The following is a 19,669-nucleotide window of genomic DNA, read 5'->3' as shown; positions in this document are numbered from 1 at the left end:
CCAGGTCATGGCAGGATGATCACGGCAATCTATGCCCGCGCATTGCGGCGGTATCGCGGCAGTGTCAGCGCAAGGCAAGCGCGCAGAGCAAGGCAAGGCCCAGCAGCAGGGACAGACCGCGCCACAGCATCAGGGGTTCGATCAGGCGGCGGGACGCGACCCGGTTGCCGGTGCCATCCTGCATGGAATCTGACATGGCGATCCCCAATGCGGCGGCATGGGCCGGTCTGCGCGCCGGATCAGACTCGAGCGCCGCCGCGATGGCCGTGCAGAGCCGCACCGGCAGGTCCGGCCGCAGGCGCGTCAGGCTGCCGGCGATATCGCCGCCAGGGCGGGGAAAGCGGCCGAAAGCGGCCAGACGGTGCAGGATGGTGCCGAGCGCATAGACCTCGCTGCGGTCATCCGGCGCGCCGCCGCGCAGCACTTCCGGCGCCATATAGCGCAGCGTGCCGGCCAGGCCCTGCGCGGCAGCGGCTTCCATCCCGGCCAGATAGGCGAGGCCGAGGTCCAGCAGCCGCAACCCGCCGCCATTGGGCAGCATGATATTCTCAGGCTTCAAATCGCGATGCAGAACCTGCACGGCGCGCAAATCCTCCACAGCCTCGATCAAAGGCAGGCCGATGGCCATGATATCCGGCAGCGCGAAGCGCGGCTCGCGCAGGATGCGGCTTTCCAGCGTTTCGCCCGCATAATACGGCATGGCGATATAAAGCTGCGACCGCCGGCCCGGCTCGGGCGCCAGAACGCGGCCGATGACCGGGCTGTGGATGCTGGCGCCGATCCAGCTTTCGCGCGCGAAACCGGCCTGGAAGACGCGGTCGTTCAGCATCGCGGGCAGGGGGAATTTCAACACCACCGCCTCGCGCGTGCGGGTGTCGACCGCATATTTCAGCAGCGTATAGGCGCCGCGATGCAGGCTGCGGCCGATGGTGTAGCCGTCCAGCGTCTCGCCGGTCTGCGGAATGGCCGCCAGCGGCAGATCGGCGAGGCTTGCTTCCATCGCTGTCACGCTGGGCGCGGGCAGGCTTTCGATGTCGAGGATGATAACGCTGCGGCCTGGGGCGGGGGCCGCGAAACAGGCGAGGTCTCGGGCCAGCAGGTCCGGCGGCCGATCAGCGCCTGACCGGCATAGGGCCAGCAGCGCGCTGCCGTCGATCCGCTCGCCCTGGGGGCTGCGGATATCGCCGAGCAGAATATAGCGGTCGCCCGCCAAAACCGCATCTTCCTGGTAATCCAGCACGATCCGGCTGTCATGGCCCAGCGCCCTGCGCGGAGTCAGTGTGTCTGGGTTCAGGCGGCGCAATTGCGGCGCGGTCACGCGCATGACTTCGCCGGCGCGCACCCGCAGAATCAGCCCGGCGCCGATCTGCATGAGCCCGACGCGGCTGCCGCTGAAGACGAGGGCCGAGAGCGAGGTCGCCATCCCAGCCTCCGTCGCGTCCTGACCCTGGGCCGCGAACATCCAGCGGTTCAGCGCCTCCAAGACCTGGGCCAGCGCCTGGCCGCGTCCGAAGGTGGGGCGCGCGTTATAATAGCCTTCAACGAGGCCCGAAATCGCCATCGGCGCGGCGGACGCGCGGGAGCCGGGTGCATCCGGCGTCCCCGTTTCCTGGGCGACGGCGGCCAGGATGCCGCGATGGGCCCGAAGTGCCGGGTCGCCGTCATCGGGCCCGCTGGTGACCACGGCGGCGCTGTAAGGCGCGCTGTCCAGCACCGTCTCGGTCATCACCCAGCCGGCAAGGTCGATCCGGCGGGTGATGCTCTCCGCAAGGGTCATCAAAACCTCCGGTGTCGAAACAGGGGTCATCGTCGATCGGCGATTAACGATTAGCAATTTCGAGGCCGCAAGGAGCGGCGGCAAACCTTGGCAAAATTTTAGAGGAAATTCATTTGTTTAGGGAGGTAGGCGCATAACACTGCCACATTCACAGTCTAGCGTTTTGTTCATGTCGCATGCAGTTCTCACCGCAGATGGATTTTTGACCTTCGGCTCTGACCGCTATCCGGCCTGTTTCGGGCGGGGGGGCATCCGGCGTGAGAAGGAGGAGGGTGACGGCGCCACGCCGGTCGGCTTCCTGCCGCTGCGCCGTGTGCTCTACCGCGCCGATCGTCTGGCCGCGCCCCGCACCGCCCTGCCGTTGGAGCCTATCGGCCCGCGTGACGGCTGGTGCGATGACAGCCGCGACCCTGCCTATAATCGGATGGTGCGGCTGCCTTACGGCGGCCGGCATGAGGAGTTGTGGCGTCAGGACGCCGTCTATGATGTGATCGGGATATTGGGGTGGAACGATTCGCCCGTCGTGCCTGACAGGGGATCAGCGATTTTCCTGCATCTGACGACGCCGGATCGGGCACCTACGGCAGGTTGCATCGCGCTCGGTCTGGACCATCTTCGTGACGTTTTGGCGAAAGGGCTGACAGGAATCGAGGTTCATGGGTGAGGGCGCGGGGCAGAACCGGGTGAAGCGGCCTGCGCCGGGCAAGGCGTTGCTATTTGTTGCGGTCATTCGGCAGGAAATACTTATCAAAATATAGTAAACCTCGTGAGCACCCCCATATCGGAGCCTAGAGCCGAGGTGGGTGAGGCAAGGTCTAACAGTATTGACGGGAGAAGCGCCTTCCAAGAGGGCTTCCTCCGTGTCGCGCCTGACCTCTCAGACGACTAGGGAGACGGTCAATGGCAGAAGTGCTTGAGCAGAATGAGAGGGTCATAGTGGCAGAGAAACCGAGCGGGGACGAGCGTTCCATCCTGATCGTGGACGACGACCTGGCGCTGCGATCGACTTTGGCGGAGCAGCTTGTCGTCGATGGCGAATTCTGGGCGGCTGAGGCAGCAACGGTTGCCGAAGCCGATGAGATTTTGAGCAAGCAGGGCGCACGTTTCGACGCCATTATTATGGATGTCAGCCTGCCGGACGGCGATGGCCGCGATTTCTGCACGCAGTTGCGCGCACGTGGCTTCAAGATGCCGATCATCATGCTGACCGGTTCGGCGGAAGAAACGGATGTCGTGCGCGGCCTGGATTCGGGCGCCAATGACTATGTTTCGAAGCCCTTCCGTCTGTCGGAGCTGATGGCCCGCCTGCGCGCGCAGCTGCGCATGTTCGAAAACAGCGAAGACGCTGTGTTTTCCATCGGGCCTTATGTCTTTCGTCCGGCGACCAAGCTGCTGCATGAGCCGATCAAAAATCGCCGCATCCGCCTGACCGAAAAGGAAGCCGCGATCCTGAAGTTCCTGTATCGCGCGGGCGCCAAGCCGGTCGCGCGGCAGGTGCTTCTGAACGAGGTCTGGGGCTATAACGCGGCGGTGACGACGCATACCCTGGAGACGCATATCTATCGTCTGCGGCAGAAGATCGAGCCCGATCCCAGCCATTCGCAGTTGCTCATCACGGAAGCCGGCGGCTATCGCCTGGATCCGAAGGCGAGCTGACGCACAGTCAGACAGGACGTTCGACAATCCCGCCAGATGCTCTCGTCTGGCGGGATTTTTTTTGGCCAGATTGTTGCCAGGTCATCATCCCTGGACAGCCGCCGGCCGATGACCGACACTGCCGCCTTCGCGCCAAAAACACGACCGGAGACAAAAATGCCGATCTACGCCACCTTCGGAACGAATGACCTGGACAAGGCGACGGCCTTCTACGACGAACTGCTTGGCATGATCGGCGCCACGCGCGTCGCCGCCATCGAACGCGGTGTTTTCTACGGCCGTGGCATCATGGAATTCGGGATTTTGCAGCCGGCTGATGGGGAAAGGGCGGTTGTCGGCAACGGCGCCATGATTGCGCTGGATGTGCCGTCGCGCGCCGCCGTGCATGACATTCACGCCAAGGCGCTAGAGCTCGGCTGTCGTTGCGAAGGCAAGCCGGGTCTGCGGGATGACGACCCGGACGGCTTTTACGGCGCCTATTTTCGTGACCCGGAAGGCAACAAGCTCTGCGTCTTCCGCATCGGCGCGAATTAGCCTGCCTCGGCGGGGTCAGTTTAGCCCTAGGATCCCGTCGCGCACCGTGGCGGGGTTGGCTTCCGGACCGATATAGCCGCGCAAAATCACATGGGCCAGCAGCGGGTCGGTGACCTCGCCCAGGCTGCGGCCATTGACGGTGAAATCGATCCCCCGGTTGTCGAAGCGGATATCGACCGTGTCGCCCTTGTTCATCGGCGGCACGCTGGCCAGGAACTTGGCGACCTCGTCGCTGGGCAGGTGGCAGGGCGCCTGGCAATTGTCGTTCAGCGACCTGACCCAGGATTTGCGTCCCTGTTCGGCATCGACATCATGTAGAAACACGAAACGCAGCAGCTTGGGCTCGGGCGAGGCCATGATTTCATCGGCATCATGGCTCGGTTCGCTCAGGAACAGGCCGGCGACGAAGATATGGATGCCGAGTACGGAATAGGTCCGCAGCGCCATGCCGTTCAGCGTCAGCGGCACGCCGTCGACGACCTTGTGGTCCGGCATCTGCACGCCGGCCAGTTCGGCCGCATGCGCGCGGTTCTGCGCTGCGAACAGGCAGCCGGCCAGAGCCATAGAGCGCAGAAGGGTCGCTGATCGAAGAGCCAAGGTTTCGCGTTATCCTGGTAAGTTTGGCAGCCACTAGGCCCATTGTCCGACATGTCGGCCGGTTTTTCAACGCAGCATCGACTGAAGGACGCCCGCTTGGCGGCGGCGCGGTGCCATGGGATAGTCGGGCAAAGCACGGCTATCGTGCTGTCCAAGAACGAGAATATCGGGAGACGTCAAAATGCCGAAAGCGGTGAACGCGGCCTATGATCTGTCGGGCCAGGTGGCTCTTGTGACCGGTGGCGCGCGGGGAATCGGCCTCTCTATCGCGACGCTGCTGGCCGAGCAGGGGGCGCGAATCGTCCTGGTCGATTCGAATCCCGAGGTCACCACGGTCGCGGCCGGGCTGGGGCAGGACGGTTTCGGCCTCGTTGTCGATGTGCGCGACGCGGCGGCCGTGGAAGCGACGGTGGCCGAGATCATCGCCCGCACCGGGCGTATCGATATCCTGGTCAATAATGTCGGCGTCGGCGTCATCGCCCCGGCGGCGGAACTGACCAATGAGGTCTGGGATCTGACGATGAGCGTCAATCTCCGCGCGCCCTTCCTGTTTTCCCGCGAAGTCGGCCGCCATATGATCGAGCGCGGCTATGGCCGCGTCGTCAGCATGGCGTCGCAGGCCGCACTCGTGGCGCTGGACGATCATGTCGCCTATGGCGCCAGCAAGGCCGCCATCATCGGCATGAGCAAGGTTCTGGCGCTGGAATGGGGGCCGAAGGGCATTACCAGCAACACCATTTCCCCCACCGTCATCAACACGCCCATGGGCAAGATGACCTGGGTGGGCGAGCGCGGCGACAAGTTCCGCGCCAAGATCCCGGTCGGCCGCTTCGGCGAGGCCGAGGAAATCGCCCATGCCGTGCTCTATCTGGTCAGCCGGGTGGCGGGTATGATCAACGGCGAAAATCTGGTGATCGACGGCGGCTATACGATCACCTGACGACACAGGAGCGCTGGATGCGGCTTGGGCTTGGGGTTTCGATGGCGGCAGGGTTCCTGTCGCTGGCCATGACAATCCCGGCTCTGGCCGCTGACCCACCCGGTATCGCCGTGACCGGCGCCTGGTCGCGCGTCACGTCCATCGCGACCATTCCGGCGGTCGTCTATCTGACCGTCACCGATAGCGGCGCGGCCGACAGCCTCATTTCCGCCGAAACGCCCATCGCGCAATCCGCCAGCCTGCATCTGAGCCATTCGGTGAACGGGCTGATGGTGATGGACCCGGTAGCGACCCTGCCGGTGCGTGCGGCGCAGCCGCTGGCGCTGTCGCCGGACGGCTATCACATCATGCTGGACGGGCTGACCCATCCGCTCGCGGTGGGGGAGACCTTTCCGCTGACGCTGACCTTCGCCCATGCCGGCAAGATCACCGTCACCGTCACCGTGCAGCCCATGACCTATGTGCCGCCGGCCGGCGCGATGCCGGGCATGAAGATGGCGGCGCCTTAAAAGACGCCGTGATGTGATGGCATAGTCGCGTCATCCCGGCCTTGAGCCGGGATCTTCTTGCTTTTGCGACCGCAAAGAAGATCCCCGTGACAAGCACGGGGATGACGGTCCTTGTGAAAAACTAAACCTCGGCCGCCGCCGTTTCGCTGTCCGACGCGGCGCGGCGGCGGGACAGAACGGTCTCCGTCTTCAACTGGCCGCAGGCCGCCAGAATATCCTGCCCGCGCGGCGTGCGAATGGGGGAGGCATAGCCCGCGTCCATCACGATATTGGCGAAGCGATGGATGGCGTTGCGGGAACTCGTCTCATACTTGCTGCCCGGCCAGGGATTGAACGGGATCAGGTTCACCTTGGCCGGCAGGCCGGCAATCAGCCGCACCAGTTCGCGCGCATCGGCCTCGCTGTCGTTCACGCCCTTCAGCATGACATATTCGAAGGTGATGCGCCGGGCGTTCGACGCTGGCGGATAGCGGTGGCAGGCGGCAATCACCTCTTTGATCGGGTATTTGCGGTTCAGCGGCACCAGTTCGTCGCGCAGGTCATCCCGCACGGCATGGAGCGACACGGCCAGATTGACGCCCAGTTCCGCGCCCGCGCGGTCCATCATCGGCACGACGCCGCTGGTGGACAGCGTGATGCGGCGGCGGGACAGGGCGATGCCTTCCCCGTCCATGACGATCTTCATCGCCTTGGCGACATTCTCGTAATTATACAGCGGCTCGCCCATGCCCATCAGCACGATGGTGGAGAGCAGGCGCGGCGTCTCGCCCTTGGGGCTCGGCCATTCGTTATAGCTGTCGCGGGCGGCCATGAACTGGCCGACGATCTCGGCCGATCCCAGATTGCGCATCAGGCGCTGGGTGCCGGTATGGCAGAAGGAACAGGACAAGGTGCAGCCGACCTGGGAGGAGATGCAGACCGCGCCGCGATCCTGCTCCGGGTCAGGGATATAGACGGTCTCGGCTTCCTGCCCGTCGCGGAAGCGGAACAGGAATTTGCGGGTTTCATCCGTGCTGGTCTGCACGACCGCCGCCTGCGGGCGGCCGACGACGAAATGCTCGGCCAGCTTGTCCCGCATGGGCTTCGCCATGCTGGACATCTTGCTGAAATCGGTCTCGCCCTGATGATAGATCCAGTGCCAGATCTGCTTGGCGCGGAAGGGCGCTTCGCCGATGTCGCGCACGACCTCGGCCAGTTCCTCACGCGACAGGCCCACCAGCTCGCGCCGTCCGTCCGCCATGCGTGCGGGCGGCGGCGCAAACAGCGCGGCCTTGGCCATGATGCGCGCGGCATCTTCCGGCATGGCGCCGACGAAAGGCGTGCCGGCTTCTGGCTGGGTCTGTGTCTTCAGGGGCTGAATGGCATTCACTTCGCGGGACAAGCCTTCACAATGGCGCCATAGGCGGCGCTGAAGCCGGCCAGCGAGAACTTCTCGCTATGCTTCTTCTCGGTTTTGGTCGCCCAGGCGGCGCTGGCGCCATTGCCCTTCTGCATGGCGATGACGGTCGCGCGGCCATCGCGGGAAAAGGCGTGCGGGCCGGCGGTATAGAAGGACATCGCGTCCTGATCGTCGACCTGGACCGCGACTTCGGTCTTGGCCGGGAAATCATGGGTCGCATTGACGACCACTTCATCGCGCGAGGTCGGGCGTTCGGTGACGATGATCATGGCCGCCGTCGCCGTCTTGGCGCTGCCGATGGCGCGCGTGAAGGCGTAGCAGACATGGGACGCGGGCAGGGATGCCGCCGTCCAGTCCGAGAAGACGCCGAGCGAGGTGGGGCCACTGCCGGTCTCCGCGGCGAAAGCCGGAGCGGAGAGGGCCATCAGGGTCGATACGGTGATGAGGATCTTGCGCATGGTGACGGGATAAGGGACGGGGCGGCCGCTTCGCAAGTGAAGCTTGCGACATGCGCCGCATGTCTCGCCAGCGCGCGCCGGAGTCTTTAAAGCGGCGGGCATGACCGACAGCACCGACGCCCAGCTCGCCGCCCAATACGAGGCCTATCCCTATCCGGCCCGCGACCCGAAGGAGGAGGCCAAGCGCCTCATCGTCGGCAGCCCGTCGCATATACGGGAAATCGACTATTGGGTCTTTGGCGCGCGGCGGCCGCAATCCCAGCCGCTGCGGGCGCTGGTGGCTGGCGGCGGCACCGGTGACGGCACCATCATGCTGGCAACCCACTTGTCCCGGCGGGGCAATGCGGGTCGCGTCACCTATCTGGACCGCTCCCAGGCCGCCATGCGGATCGCCAAAGCCAGGGCAGAAGCGCGCGGGCTCACCAATATCGACTGGGTGCAGGGGTCGATTCTCGACCTGCCGACGCTGGGCCTGGGGCCCTTTGACTACATCGATTGCTGCGGCGTGCTGCATCATCTGCCCGAGCCCTCGGCCGGCCTGGCAGCTTTGGAAGGCGTGCTGGCGCCGGGCGGCGGCATGGGGCTGATGGTCTATGCGCCGCATGGCCGCACCGGCGTCTATATGGTGCAGGAAGCGCTGGCTTTGCTGGCCCCGCCCGACCAAAGTCCGGCGGCGCGGATCGAGGTCGGCAAGCGCGTCATGCGCCATCTGCCGGAAAGCAATTGGCTGCGCTTCAACCGCAATTTCTCGGATCACATTTCAGGCGGCGATGCCGGGCTGTACGACCTGCTGCTCAACCCGCGTGACCGCGCCTTCACGGTGTCCGACTTCGCGGCGCTCCTCGGCACGGCCGGGATGGAGGTTTCGGCCTTCATGGAGCCGATGCGCTACAACCCCGCCACCTGGCTGCCGGACCCGAAACTGCGCGCCCGCGCGGCGGCGCTGTCGTCCACCGATCAGGCGGCGCTGGCCGAGAGCCTGACGGGCAATATGAGCGTCCATATCGCCTATTGCCGGCGCGCAGCCGAACCGGTGACGCGCGCAGACCCCATGGTCGATACGGCCGTACCGGTGATGCGCGAAGTGCCGGGATCGGAACTGGTGAAATCCATCCTGCCCAACGGCCAGCTGCCTTTCCTGTTCGACGGGCTGCGCGCGCCCGTCAGCCTGCCGCCGCAGGCGCCGGCCATTCTGCACGCCATCGACGGGGAGAAGACGGTCGCCGATCTGGCGGCGCTCTTTGCCGAGCGCGGCATGGGGGCCGAGAAATTCCGCCGCGCCTGGGCCGAGACCTTTGCGGCGCTGGAACCCGTCAACCGCGTGCTGCTGGCCGCGCCGAAAGACTAGGCGCGCAGCCTGTCCACGCAGGGCGCAAGGATGGCACCGAACCGGGCGGGGTCATCGAAGGCGCGGGCCGCCAGCATCGCGCCATAGACGGCGGCGATGAAGCGCTCGGCTTCCTCGCCGGGCGTGCCAGCGAAGCGCATCGTTCCCTGCGCGCGTCCCTGTGCCAGCACCTGTTTCATCCAGCCGGCCAGGTCAGAAAAATGCCCGCGCACGGCGGCGGCCACGTCCGGCGGCAGGCTTGGCAATTCGGCGGCCAGCACGCCGGCCAGACAGAAGGGCATGGACTGGTCGGTGATGCAGCTTTGCCAGAATCCCGTATAGCGCAGCAGCTGATCCATCGCATCGACCGTGCCGTCCTGGAGCTGCGCCACCTGCGCCCGCGTCGCCGCGCGGGCCTGGTCGATGGCCGCGATAACGAGGTCGGTTTTCGACGGAAAATGATGGTGAATGCTGGCCTTGCGGATGGCGAAACGCTCCGCGAGGTCGGCATAGCTGAAGCCGTTATAGCCCCCGCGCATGATGAGGTCGGCGGCGCCCGCCACCAGCTTGCCGGCCGTGTCGCTGTACTGTCTGTTCATGGCCCTACCTTCTGATAGGACGGCCTAAAACGCAAGCTCATGCCTCTTGGCAATCTATGGAGATGATCGATACGCTTGGCGATGTATTGGAGGGCAAGCATGTCTATTCCATCCAACATCCGGCTTCCGCCGGGCCAAGTCGTCATGGTCGAATTTGGCCCCGATCCTCGCCAAATCATGGCGCCTGGTGTGATGACCGGCCCGCTTGGGGTGCGGCCCGAAATGTATAAGGAACGCCACTGCATTGTCGTGTCGATCACGAGCGGACTCACAACTGTCGTGCCATTGTCAACTAAGCCACCGTCCGTCGTGCGCGCGTATCATTTTCGTATCTTGGCGGGCAAATATCCGGGCATGAGCATAATCGAGGATAGCTGGACGAAATCTGACTTGATCACGACGGTCAGTAATCAACGAGTAGACAGAATTCTGGTCGCTGGACGCCGAACGACGGTGATACTCGATGCAGCCGACCTGAAAGCTGTGCGCGCAACGGTATTGCACGCTCTACAGCTTGGAAGATTGACTTTTGCGCTATGAGAGTGTAACAAATCTGCGGTCGCGGTATTGATTCCGCATAGCAAGATCGTCAAAGCCCCGTCGCGCAAGCGTCGGGGTTTTAGCTTTTCGGACTTGCGGCGTCTTTCGCAGATGACCGTTGCCTCTTCGGAGAGCATCAATCGCAAAGGTGGTCTTCGGGCCGCCTTTTGCTTTCCCATGGACAAACTCCAGGCCAGCAGTTTGGTCACAGTCGGGTGACGCGCGGAAATAGGCAATTGACGCCATCCAGAGCTACCTACTAGTAGGTTTATGCCTTCCTTCTGGTAGGGAGGTTTAAAACGAGGAATCGTCATGCCGACCGAGACAGTGAAAACCCAAGCCGCCACCGCGCCGGCGTCCTGGCTTAAAACCTATTATTTTCTGCGCTTTGCGATCTCGGCCTTGTGGGTCGCGCTGGCCTTTACCCTGGCCAAAACCATGCCGCCCATCGCCGCCGTCATGCTCGTGGCCTATCCGGCCTGGGATGCCCTGGCCAATGTGATCGATGCCGGCCGCAGCGGCGGGCTGCGCCGCAACCCGAGCCAGATGCTGAATGTCGCCGTCAGCCTGCTGACCGCGATTGCCGTGGTCGTCGCCCTTGGGCGCGGCATCAGCAGCGTCATCACCGTCTTCGGCGTCTGGGCCGCATTGTCGGGCCTGTTCCAACTGCTGACCGGCGCGCGGCGCTGGAAAACCGCAGGCGCGCAATGGGCCATGATCCTTAGCGGCGCGCAGTCCGCGCTCGCCGGATTCTTCTTCGTGAAGATGGCCCATGGCACGGCGCCCCTCGGCATCGTCACGGTCGCGCCCTATGCCGCCTTCGGCGCCTTCTACTTCCTGGTTTCCGCGCTTTGGCTGGTCGTGAGCGACGCGCGCCGGAAGACAGCCCTCAGCTCTTGACCGTATTCGGCACGCTGCCCGGCAGGCGCAGCCGCAGCAGGCTGATCGTCATGCCGATGACCGCAAGCAGGCAGGCCAGCCCCATGGCGACCGGCATCTGCCCGTGATGCGGAAACAGCTTGAAGACGGTGGCGCAAAGCGTGGCGCCCAGGGTCTGGCCCGTCAGTCGGGCCATGCCCAGCATGCCATTGGCGCCGCCCGAGCGATGGCGCGGGGCGGACCCCAGGATCGCCCGGTTATTGGGCGCCTGGAACAGGCCGAAGCCGGCGCCGCAAATGCCAAGGCGCCAGCAGATGTCCCAGTTCTCCGGATGCGCGGGCAGCAGCGCCGTCAGCCCCAGGCCGAGCGCGTAGCAGCCAAGGCCGATGCCGCCCAGCAGTCCCGCCGGAAAATGGTCCGACAGCCGCCCGGCAATGGGCGCCGCGATCATCACCATCAGGGGCCAGGGCGTCATCAGCAGGCCGGTCATCACCTCGCTGCGGCCGAGCATGTCCTGCACGTAGAAGGGGATGGCGATGAAGGCCAGAAGCTGCGCGCAGAAGGAGAAGACCGAGGTCATGATCGACAGGCGGAACAGCGGGATGCGCAGCAGGTCGATCGGCAGCAGCGGCTCGGCCCGCGTCAATTGCCGGCGCACGAGGAAGACGCCGGAGACGAGGCCGATGACGACCTCCACCAAGCCGCGCTGCCAGGTGGTACCGTGGGACAGGTCCATGATGCCGAACATCCCTACCCCCACGCTGAGCGCGCAGAGCAAGGCGCTGGCGCGGTCGTAGCGCATGGTGGAGCGCTGGGTGAGCGGCAAGGCCCAATAGGCGACCCGAAACAGGCAAAGCCGATCGGCACATTGATGGCGAAAAGCCATTCCCAATGCGCGACGGCCAGGATGGCGGAGGCGATGGAGGGCGCGGCGGCGGTGGAGGCCGCCACCACCAGCGCATTGATCGCCAGGCCTTGGCCCAGTTTCGCACGGGGATAGGCGTAGCGGATCAGCGCGCCCGAGACGCTCATCTGCCCGGCCGCACCGCAGCCCTGGATGACGCGGGCGACGGTCAGCTGGTCCAGCGTCATGGATAGCGCGCAGCCGAGGGAGGCGCAGGTGAACAGCACGATGCCGCCCAGAAAGACGCGCTTATAGCCCAGGATTTCGCCGAGCGAAGCGAAGGGCAGCAGCAGCATCATGACGGCGATCTGATAGGCATTGATGATCGAGACGCTGTCATGGGCGCTGGCATGCACATCGGTCGCGATCGTCGGCAGCGCGACATTGGCAATCGCGCCGTCCAGCACGGCCATGACGAGGCCGAGCGCGACCGCGAGTACCGCCCAGAAGCGCTGCGGCTGGTCCAGCCCGTCCTGTGGGATCGCGGTCGAGAAGCCTGCCGTCAAAACCATCCGCCCTTGCGTCGTTGCGCCGCCGCTTGCGCGATCATCGCCTTCACGTCCGGCGGGTCAAGCTCCACATGCTGCCAGCCGCCGCCCAGCGCCTTGTATAGGGCGATATAATCGGTCACGAGTGCGGCATCGCTTTCGGCCAGCGCATCGCGGGAGGCGAAGACCGTGCGTTCATTGGTCAGAACAGTCAGGAAATCCTGAAGCCCGGCGTGATAAAGCTGGGTCGATTGATCAAGCGCCTTCTGCGCGTCGGCAACGGACGCGGCGAGGGAGGCATTGGCCTCGCGGTCGCTCTGCACATGCACCAGCGCGTCTTCCACCTGCTGCAAGGCCGAGAGAACGGTCTCTTTATAGCTCAGCTGCGCCGCTTGCGCGTTGTCGCGCGCCTGCCGGATCTTGGCGTCGAGCTTGCCGCCCTCATACAGATGCTGCGTGCCCTCGATGGCCGCGATGAAGGTCATGGACGCACCGGAAAACAGCGTGTTCATGGCGCTGGACTGCGGCGTGATAGTCAGCGGGATGGTGAAATGCGGCAGCTCGTCCGCCACCGCCACGCCGATTTCGGCATTCGCCGCCGCGTAATCCATCAGCGCGCCATGGACGTCCGGCCGGTTCGCGATGACATCGGCCGGAACCGAAACCGGGATCGTCGCCGGTGTCGCCATCAGCGGGCGCGGCTGGCTCAGCATGGGTTCCAGATCGCCCGGATAACGGCCGAGCAGGACGGCGATGGCGTGCGCCATGACGGCGACGTCAGCCCGCAGCGCGGGCAGGGTGGATTGCGTCTGTTCCACCTGGGCCTTGGCCTGAAGGGCTTCGACGGTGGTGCCGATGCCCTGGGCTTCCAGTTGCGCGGAATAATTCGCAATCGCCTGAGCCGTGTGCAGATTGCTTTCCGCGATGGCAAGCCGCGCCTGGGCGGCCCGCAACGTTGTGTAGTCGACCGCGACTTCCGACAGCAGGCTGACAAGCAGGGCGCGGCGGTTGGCGATGGAGGCGTTCACGTCATAGGTCGCGGCTTCCGTCGCGCGCCGTGTCTCTCCGAAAATATCCAGCTCCCAGCTCGCATCGAAGCCGATCTGGGAATAGTGGTAATTGCCGGTGCCGGGCGGCCAGGTCAGCGTCGTGCTCGACCGCGCGCGGGTATAGCTGGCGCCGAAATCGACCGTCGGCAAATCTCCGGCCTCGGCCTGCACCTTGTCCTCACGCGCCTGCAACAGATGCTGGCGGGCGATCTGAAGGTCGATATTGCCGGCAATCGCCTGGTCGATCAGCTGGTCCAGCACCGGGTCGTCGAAGGATTGCCACCAATGCGTCAGCTGGGCGTCGGTCAGCGCGATATCGGTCGGTGTCGCGGCCTTTTCCGTGAATTGCGGCGGCAGGTCCAGCTTCGGCTTGGAAAAGTTGGGCCCGACCGTGCAGGCCGCCAGCAGGCTTGCCAGCGGCAGCGCCAGAACCCCTTTCAGGGAGAAGGAGGGGCGGCGCATCTTACAGATTATCCTCAAGCCAGCGCTGCACGCGGCCGACAAAACCGTGCTGGGCCGGAACTTCGCGCCCGACATTGACCGAGCAGGTCATGCCCGATGCCAGCACCACGCCGGCAGGCAGGTGGTCGATGGCGATATAGACCGGAATGCGCTGGGCCAGCCGCACCCAGTCGAAAACCGGGTTGATTTCGGGCAGGCCGTTCGGATTGGCGGCATCGTTCTGATTGGCGATGCCGAGGCCGATGCTGCTGACATGGCCGGTCAGGCGGTCGGGAAAGCCCATCAGCTTGATGCTGGCGGCATCGCCGACATGGATCTTGGAAATCTTGGTCTCTTCGAAATAGCCGATGATCTTGAAAGACCCGGTATCGATCAGCGCCACATCCGGGTGACCGGCGGTCGCGAAATCGCCGGCCTGCAAGCGCAGATGGCTGACGACGCCGGTGACCGGCGCATAGATTGTGGACCGCACCAGATTGAGCTTGGCGAGATCGACGGCGGCCTGCGCGCCGCTGACATCGGCGGACGCAATGGCCGAGGCGATATCGGTATTGGCGACGTCTTCCTTCGAAATCAGCCCGCTGAGGCCGCGCCGGCGCGCCACGTCATCCTGCGCCTTCTTTTCCTGCAACTGGGCGGCGGAAAGCTGGGCCTGCGCTTGATCCAGCGCGATCTGGAAGCGGCTTTTGTCGATCTGATACAGCAATTGCCCCTTCTGCACCGTTTCATTGTCGCGCAGCGGCATGGCGACGACGGTGCCGGAGACTTCAGGCGCCACCACCACGGTCTGGGCGAAAACGCGCCCGTCGCGCGTCCAGGGCGCCAGCATATAGACGTTCCACAATTGCACGACGATGAAGACCGCAACGGCCAGGATCGCGAGCGTGATCAGAAAGCGGATAAGGCGGAGGATGACAGTCATGATGTCCCGGTCAGGCGGCTAGCAGCACGATGGCGCCGGTGATGATGAAATACAGAGCAACTTCGAAAAGGGCAGGGTGCCAGACGAAGGAAAACACCCGCAGCCTGCCCAGAATGAAACGAACCGGGACGAAGATGATCGCACCCAGGATGCAGTAGAGAACGATCGGCGCGTAAAGAATGCTGTCGATCTGGGCTTCCGAAAACATGCCGTCACGCGTCCTTCGGCAAAGGCGCTTCAAGCGCGAGAAGATGTTCAACCTGCGGCATCAGCGCGGCGATGGTGCGGAAGCCCGCCGCCACCCGCAACAGGCCGGGCCTGGGCTCGGTGGCCGCGGCATGCAGCGCGGCCAGGCTTGCGCTGGCCTTCTCGGCGCTGGCCGCCGCCCGGCGCGGCTGGCGCAGGCAGGTCAGGTTGCGCAGAGCAAGGGTGGTCTCTGCCGCTTCGGCCGCAGGCAGGGTCATGCCGCGCAGCAGGGACTGCAAACGAATGGCCTCCTGCGTCACGATCAGCAGCGCGCCGCTATCGCCGATGGAGCGGTTGCGAAGACCGGGATTGACCTGAAGGCGCAGGAACAGGCGCTGCATCGCCTGATTATAGGTCACCAGCCAGCCCAGCCAGTCGCGCCGACGCTGCGGATGGGCGCTGCGCGCGATCAATTGCTCGGCCGCGCGGCGGATGCGGCGGGTCAGGTAGCTTGCGTCGCGCATCGGATTGGGCGGCAGGATCACCCGGAAGACCAGAACCGTGCCCCAGGCGCCCAGCACGAAGGCGATACCGCCATTGGCGAAGGACAGGATGTCATAGGTCATCAGATCGGCCAGGTTCAGCTGGGTGATGAAGAAGATGACGAAGCCGAGCGCCATCAGTCCGTATTTGGGAATGATCGTGTAATAGACAGCGACCAGCAGAACCGGCGTGATGCTCAGGAACAGCATCGGATAGCCGTTCAGATGCGGCAGGACGCAGAATTCCCAGATAAAGGCGACGACGGTCGAGAGCGTGATGCCCTTGGCGAATTGCAGGCTGGCCGCCGCCGCGCTGGGCGCGCCGGATAGCAGCGCGCAGGACGCGGCCAGGATCAGCAGCAGGGTCGGGCCCTGCGGCCAGGCCGTGACATAGGCGAACAGCCCGCCGAGCACGACGGCGATCATGCTGCGGGTGCCATTGCGCCGTGCCGTGCCGTAATCCTTGAAAGCGGTGAGGGTACCGCCGCGATGATAGGGCCGCTGCCGCGCCCGCCAATTGGCGAAGGGCGCCATGCAGTCATAAAGCTGTTCCAGCTCCTGATGGATGCGCGCCAGCGTGGTCGCCTCGTCCAGCGTGACCACGGCCGATTGCAATGCCGTCACTTCGCGCGCAATCGCGGCGATCTTTTCGGCCATCACGACGCTGTCCTGGTCGGTATGCGGGTCATAGGCCGCAACCTCCCGCAGCAGGCCGCGCACCCGTTCGACGATGGCATGATCGTCCAGGTCGGTATTCTGCTCCGCCGCTTCCCGGCGCCGCGCGGTCTCGATCCCGGCCAGGGTATTGAGGGACTGCCCGGCGACCGAGACCGAGAGCAGGGCCGCATACAAGGCAGCCAGGCCCCGGCGCAGGCTTGCGGCATGGCGGCTGACGTCCGGCGCTTCGGCGCCGGCGAATTCGATGGCCTCGTCCAGCCGCTCGATCTCCCCCGCCAGACGCGTGCGCTCGGCCACGAAAGCCGGGTCGTCCATCGGCGTGCCGTCGGCGCGGCTCAGCAGCAGATTGGCGACACCGCGCAGCGCGGCGCGCGACCGGACGCGCATGGAATCCGTCGTGACCGTCGCCTGGAAGATCATGGTGACGAGGGTGGAGACGACGACGCCAAGCGTCACCACCGCAAGGCGCGCCAGGGCGTAGTCCAGAACATGGTCGGGTTTCGGGATGGCGCCGATGGCGATCAGCGCCACGGTATAGCCGGACAGCACCGCGCCATAGGCGCGGAAATGCCGAAACATGCTGGAAGCGAAGGTGCAGAGACCTAGCCAGAAGCCAAAGGCGACGATGAACAGAATCGAGGATTGGCCGAACCAGGCCATAATGACGACGGCCGCCACTGCACCGGTCAGGGTGCCGAAGATACGCCATACGCCTTTCGAGACGATGCCGCCGCGCGACAGATTGGCGACGATCATCACCGTCACGGCGGAGGAGGCCGGGGTCGCCAGTTGCAGCCACAGCGCCGCGTAGAAGGCAATCGCCATGGCCAGCACGGTGCGAAGCACATAGGCATGGGCCGGCGACAGACGCAGCGCCTGACCGAGACCGTTCCAGGCCGAGCCGAAGCGCTGTGCGCTGCGGGCGGGCGCCAATCCCGCGCTCACGCCGGTTCGCTTTCGTCGATGGTGAGCCGGTCGGATTGCGCGTCGATGGCAAGCTCGATGCGCTCGAGGACAGAGGCGCAGATCGCCATATCCTCGGGCGCGATATCGCGGACGAAGTTTTCAGCCAGGCCCTGATGGATCGTATCGACCTGCGCGTAAATCGCGCGGCCCTGTTCCGTCATGGTGATGCGTTTGGAACGGCGGTCGTCCGGGTCTTCGACACGCTCGGCAAGGCCGGCGCGTTCCAGCGCATCCACCAGCCGCACCAGGGACGCCGCCTCGATCATCAGCGCGGCGGCAAGGTCGGTCTGGCGCTGCCCGTCACCCAGGCGGCCGAGATAGAGCAGGGGACGCCATGTCGCTTCCGTCAGGCCGAAATCGCGCACGCGGACGTCGATCTCCCGCCGCCAGGCGACGGATATCCGATAGATCAGCCGACCGAATTCGGTAGCGCGCATCCCATCCCCGATAATGAACCGAACTAACTGTGACGCTTATAGTTAGCGTCCTAACAATTAGCTAGGCACGGAAATGTGAGCAGGGTTGCGCGGCCGGTTCTGGCCTGAACATGAAAACGGCGAGCCGCATGGGCTCGCCGTTTTTGCGTTCAGTCGTGCCGTCGGCCGCGATCAGCCGGCGACTTCGTCCACGCCGAGCGTCGCTAGCAGTTGCTGGCGCAGGCGGATGAAGTCCGGGTCGCCGTGGCGGCGCGGGCGTTCGAGATTGATCGGAATATCGGCGCCGATCTGGCCGTCGATCAGCACCACCGCGCGGTCGCCCAGCAGCAGCGCCTCGTCCACGTCATGCGTCACCAGCAGCACCGTCAGGTCATGCTGCTGCCACAGCTTGGCGACAAGCGCCTGCATGCGCATGCGCGTCAGCGCGTCCAGCGCCGCGAAGGGCTCGTCCAGCAGCATCAGCTTCGGCCGGCGCACCAAGGCGCGGGCCAGGGCCACGCGCTGCGCCTCGCCACCCGACAGTGTCAGCGGCCAGGCGTCCAGCCGATGGGACAGGCCCAGTTCGTCCAGCGCCGCGCTGGCCTGGGCGCGGGGATCGCCGTCGCGCAGTCCGAGTGCCACATTGCGCCACACGCGCTTCCACGGCAGCAGGCGCGGCTCCTGAAACACCACGGCGCGTTCGCGCGGCACCGAAACCGTGCCGGCCGGCGCGGTATCGAGCCCGGCCAGCGTGCGCAGCAGGGTGGACTTGCCGGAGCCCGACCGGCCCAGCAGCACGGTAAAGCTGCCGGCTTCCAGTTCCAGGTCCAGATTGTTCAGGATCGCCGGGCCGCCGAAGCTGCGGGTCAGGCCGCGAATGCTGACGGCGGATTCGGCCGTCGTAACCCGGGGGCTATCCAGAACCGGGGCGCGGGTTTCGATAGCGGTCATCACAAGGCCCCCCGATTGGACTGCGTACCCACAAAGCTTGGCCGCCAGGCGAGCGCGCGGCGCTCGATGATGCGGACCATCTGATCGGTGATCAGGCCCAGCAGCGCATAGATGATGAGGCCGACGAAGATAACGTCGGTTTCCAGGAAGTCGCGCGCATTCATCACCAGATAGCCGATGCCGCTATTGGCATTGACCTGTTCGGCGACAACCAGCGTCAGCCAGGCGATGCCGACCGAATAGCGCAGGCCAACCAGGAATTGCGGCAGCGCGCCCGGCAGCACCACGTTCCAGATGATTTCGGCATGGGTCAGGTTCAGCGTCGAAGCCGCTTCGATGATCTTGCGGTCCACCGAGCGGATGCCGGCGAAGAGGTTGAGGTAGATCGGGAACAGGGCGCCGAGCGCGATGAGCGCAATCTTCGGCGTCTCGCCGATGCCGAACCACAGGATGAACAGCGGGATCAGCGCCAGATGCGGCAGGGTGCGGACCATTTGCAGGGTCGAATCCACGGTATCCTCGCCCAGGCGCGAGAGGCCCGCGAAGACGCCGAAACCGGTGCCGAGCACCACGCCGATGCCAAGGCCGATGCCGACACGCACGAGAGAGGCCCAGAGATTGCCCAGAAGCTGCCCGGTCACCAGCAGCTGCCAGAAGGATTCCGCCACCATGACAGGCGAGGGCATCAGGCGGCTATTGATGAGATGGAAGGAATCCAGCGCCTGCCAGACGATCAGGATCAGCACGGGCATGGTGAAGCGATGCGCCTGCGTGAGGAACGCGCCGCTATTGAACGATGCCGCACGCTGTTGTGGGCGCGCGGCGGAAACGGCTGCGCTGGCCATAGTAAATTACCTCTGACGGAACTGTGGAACAAACCTGTTAAACAA

22 protein-coding genes are annotated in these 19,669 nt (G+C 64.9%); 8 read left to right on the top strand and 14 right to left on the bottom strand.

The window, feature by feature from the left end; translation table 11 throughout:
• Positions 1–64: 64 nt before the first annotated feature.
• Positions 65–1,777 (bottom strand): protein kinase domain-containing protein, encoded by a 1,713-nt coding sequence (locus ASILVAE211_RS12695; protein WP_227321697.1) that lies wholly within the window; start codon positions 1,775–1,777, stop codon positions 65–67.
• A 169-nt stretch (positions 1,778–1,946) separates the two neighbouring features.
• Here ASILVAE211_RS12695 and ASILVAE211_RS12690 point away from each other — a divergent pair, with 169 nt between their 5' ends.
• From ASILVAE211_RS12690 to ASILVAE211_RS12680, 3 genes are all read left to right on the top strand, one after another.
• Positions 1,947–2,441 carry a L,D-transpeptidase family protein gene (locus ASILVAE211_RS12690; protein WP_406566058.1) on the top strand — a complete coding sequence of 165 codons (495 nt, stop codon included), beginning with the start codon at positions 1,947–1,949 and terminating at the stop codon, positions 2,439–2,441.
• 236 nt (positions 2,442–2,677) lie between these two features.
• Positions 2,678–3,433 (top strand): response regulator transcription factor, encoded by a 756-nt coding sequence (locus tag ASILVAE211_RS12685; protein WP_227321695.1) that lies wholly within the window; start codon positions 2,678–2,680, stop codon positions 3,431–3,433.
• 156 nt (positions 3,434–3,589) lie between these two features.
• Positions 3,590–3,967, top strand: a complete 378-nt coding sequence (locus ASILVAE211_RS12680) for a VOC family protein (RefSeq protein WP_227321694.1) — start codon at positions 3,590–3,592, stop codon at positions 3,965–3,967.
• Between the two features lie 15 nt (positions 3,968–3,982).
• Here the strand turns inward: ASILVAE211_RS12680 and ASILVAE211_RS12675 are convergent, their stop codons facing one another.
• Positions 3,983–4,564, bottom strand: a complete 582-nt coding sequence (locus ASILVAE211_RS12675) for a chalcone isomerase family protein (RefSeq protein WP_227321693.1) — start codon at positions 4,562–4,564, stop codon at positions 3,983–3,985.
• Between the two features lie 181 nt (positions 4,565–4,745).
• Here ASILVAE211_RS12675 and ASILVAE211_RS12670 point away from each other — a divergent pair, with 181 nt between their 5' ends.
• Positions 4,746–5,504, top strand: coding sequence for a GolD/DthD family dehydrogenase (locus ASILVAE211_RS12670; RefSeq protein ID WP_227321692.1), 759 nt, complete (start codon positions 4,746–4,748; stop codon positions 5,502–5,504).
• Between the two features lie 17 nt (positions 5,505–5,521).
• Entirely contained in the window at positions 5,522–6,013 is a 492-nt protein-coding gene (locus tag ASILVAE211_RS12665; RefSeq protein ID WP_227321691.1) for a copper chaperone PCu(A)C, read from the top strand.
• Between the two features lie 121 nt (positions 6,014–6,134).
• Here the strand turns inward: ASILVAE211_RS12665 and rlmN are convergent, their stop codons facing one another.
• A complete protein-coding gene (gene rlmN / locus ASILVAE211_RS12660; protein WP_227321992.1) occupies positions 6,135–7,316 on the bottom strand; it encodes a 23S rRNA (adenine(2503)-C(2))-methyltransferase RlmN in 1,182 nt (393 codons plus the stop codon).
• A 62-nt stretch (positions 7,317–7,378) separates the two neighbouring features.
• On the bottom strand, positions 7,379–7,870 hold the full coding sequence (locus tag ASILVAE211_RS12655) for an invasion associated locus B family protein (RefSeq protein ID WP_227321690.1): 492 nt from the start codon (positions 7,868–7,870) through the stop codon (positions 7,379–7,381).
• Between the two features lie 100 nt (positions 7,871–7,970).
• Between ASILVAE211_RS12655 and ASILVAE211_RS12650 the strand changes: the two genes are divergently transcribed.
• The gene (locus ASILVAE211_RS12650) at positions 7,971–9,218 is read left to right on the top strand and encodes a class I SAM-dependent methyltransferase (protein WP_227321689.1); all 1,248 of its coding nucleotides are present in this window, start codon (positions 7,971–7,973) and stop codon (positions 9,216–9,218) included.
• Here ASILVAE211_RS12650 and ASILVAE211_RS12645 read toward each other — a convergent pair.
• The gene (locus ASILVAE211_RS12645; protein ID WP_227321688.1) at positions 9,215–9,796 is read right to left on the bottom strand and encodes a TetR/AcrR family transcriptional regulator; all 582 of its coding nucleotides are present in this window, start codon (positions 9,794–9,796) and stop codon (positions 9,215–9,217) included. The genes ASILVAE211_RS12650 and ASILVAE211_RS12645 overlap by 4 nt on opposite strands.
• A gap of 99 nt (positions 9,797–9,895) precedes the next feature.
• Between ASILVAE211_RS12645 and ASILVAE211_RS12640 the strand changes: the two genes are divergently transcribed.
• Positions 9,896–10,336, top strand: coding sequence for a type II toxin-antitoxin system PemK/MazF family toxin (locus ASILVAE211_RS12640; RefSeq protein ID WP_227321687.1), 441 nt, complete (start codon positions 9,896–9,898; stop codon positions 10,334–10,336).
• Positions 10,337–10,648: 312 nt separating this feature from the next.
• Positions 10,649–11,236 carry a DUF308 domain-containing protein gene (locus ASILVAE211_RS12635; RefSeq protein ID WP_227321686.1) on the top strand — a complete coding sequence of 196 codons (588 nt, stop codon included), beginning with the start codon at positions 10,649–10,651 and terminating at the stop codon, positions 11,234–11,236.
• Here ASILVAE211_RS12635 and ASILVAE211_RS26010 read toward each other — a convergent pair.
• The 9 genes from ASILVAE211_RS26010 to ASILVAE211_RS12595 form a co-directional block, all read right to left on the bottom strand.
• A complete protein-coding gene (locus tag ASILVAE211_RS26010) occupies positions 11,226–12,017 on the bottom strand; it encodes an MFS transporter (RefSeq protein ID WP_264478849.1) in 792 nt (263 codons plus the stop codon). The genes ASILVAE211_RS12635 and ASILVAE211_RS26010 overlap by 11 nt on opposite strands.
• Positions 11,966–12,631: an MFS transporter gene (locus ASILVAE211_RS26005; protein WP_264478848.1), complete on the bottom strand. Its 666-nt coding sequence runs from the start codon at positions 12,629–12,631 to the stop codon at positions 11,966–11,968. Before ASILVAE211_RS26005 ends, ASILVAE211_RS26010 begins: the two co-directional genes overlap by 52 nt.
• On the bottom strand, positions 12,622–14,118 hold the full coding sequence (locus ASILVAE211_RS12625; RefSeq protein ID WP_227321685.1) for an efflux transporter outer membrane subunit: 1,497 nt from the start codon (positions 14,116–14,118) through the stop codon (positions 12,622–12,624). Before ASILVAE211_RS12625 ends, ASILVAE211_RS26005 begins: the two co-directional genes overlap by 10 nt.
• 1 nt (position 14,119) lies before the next feature.
• A complete protein-coding gene (locus tag ASILVAE211_RS12620; protein ID WP_227321684.1) occupies positions 14,120–15,040 on the bottom strand; it encodes an efflux RND transporter periplasmic adaptor subunit in 921 nt (306 codons plus the stop codon).
• A 10-nt stretch (positions 15,041–15,050) separates the two neighbouring features.
• Positions 15,051–15,248 (bottom strand): DUF1656 domain-containing protein, encoded by a 198-nt coding sequence (locus ASILVAE211_RS12615; protein ID WP_227321683.1) that lies wholly within the window; start codon positions 15,246–15,248, stop codon positions 15,051–15,053.
• Between the two features lie 4 nt (positions 15,249–15,252).
• Complete coding sequence (locus tag ASILVAE211_RS12610) at positions 15,253–17,391, bottom strand: FUSC family protein (RefSeq protein ID WP_227321682.1); 2,139 nt, start codon at positions 17,389–17,391, stop codon at positions 15,253–15,255.
• Complete coding sequence (locus ASILVAE211_RS12605) at positions 17,388–17,849, bottom strand: MarR family winged helix-turn-helix transcriptional regulator (protein ID WP_227321681.1); 462 nt, start codon at positions 17,847–17,849, stop codon at positions 17,388–17,390. Before ASILVAE211_RS12605 ends, ASILVAE211_RS12610 begins: the two co-directional genes overlap by 4 nt.
• A gap of 171 nt (positions 17,850–18,020) precedes the next feature.
• Positions 18,021–18,779, bottom strand: a complete 759-nt coding sequence (locus ASILVAE211_RS12600; RefSeq protein WP_227321680.1) for an ABC transporter ATP-binding protein — start codon at positions 18,777–18,779, stop codon at positions 18,021–18,023.
• Positions 18,779–19,624, bottom strand: coding sequence for an ABC transporter permease (locus ASILVAE211_RS12595; protein ID WP_227321679.1), 846 nt, complete (start codon positions 19,622–19,624; stop codon positions 18,779–18,781). The genes ASILVAE211_RS12600 and ASILVAE211_RS12595 overlap by 1 nt, the downstream gene beginning before the upstream one ends.
• Positions 19,625–19,669 lie beyond the last annotated feature (45 nt).

Origin of the sequence: Acidisoma silvae (assembly GCF_020618775.1) — a bacterium.
Lineage (GTDB): Bacteria > Pseudomonadota > Alphaproteobacteria > Acetobacterales > Acetobacteraceae > Acidisoma > Acidisoma silvae.
The sequence above is the reverse complement of the archived record's forward strand: the minus strand, read 5'-3'. Positions and strand labels throughout refer to the sequence as shown.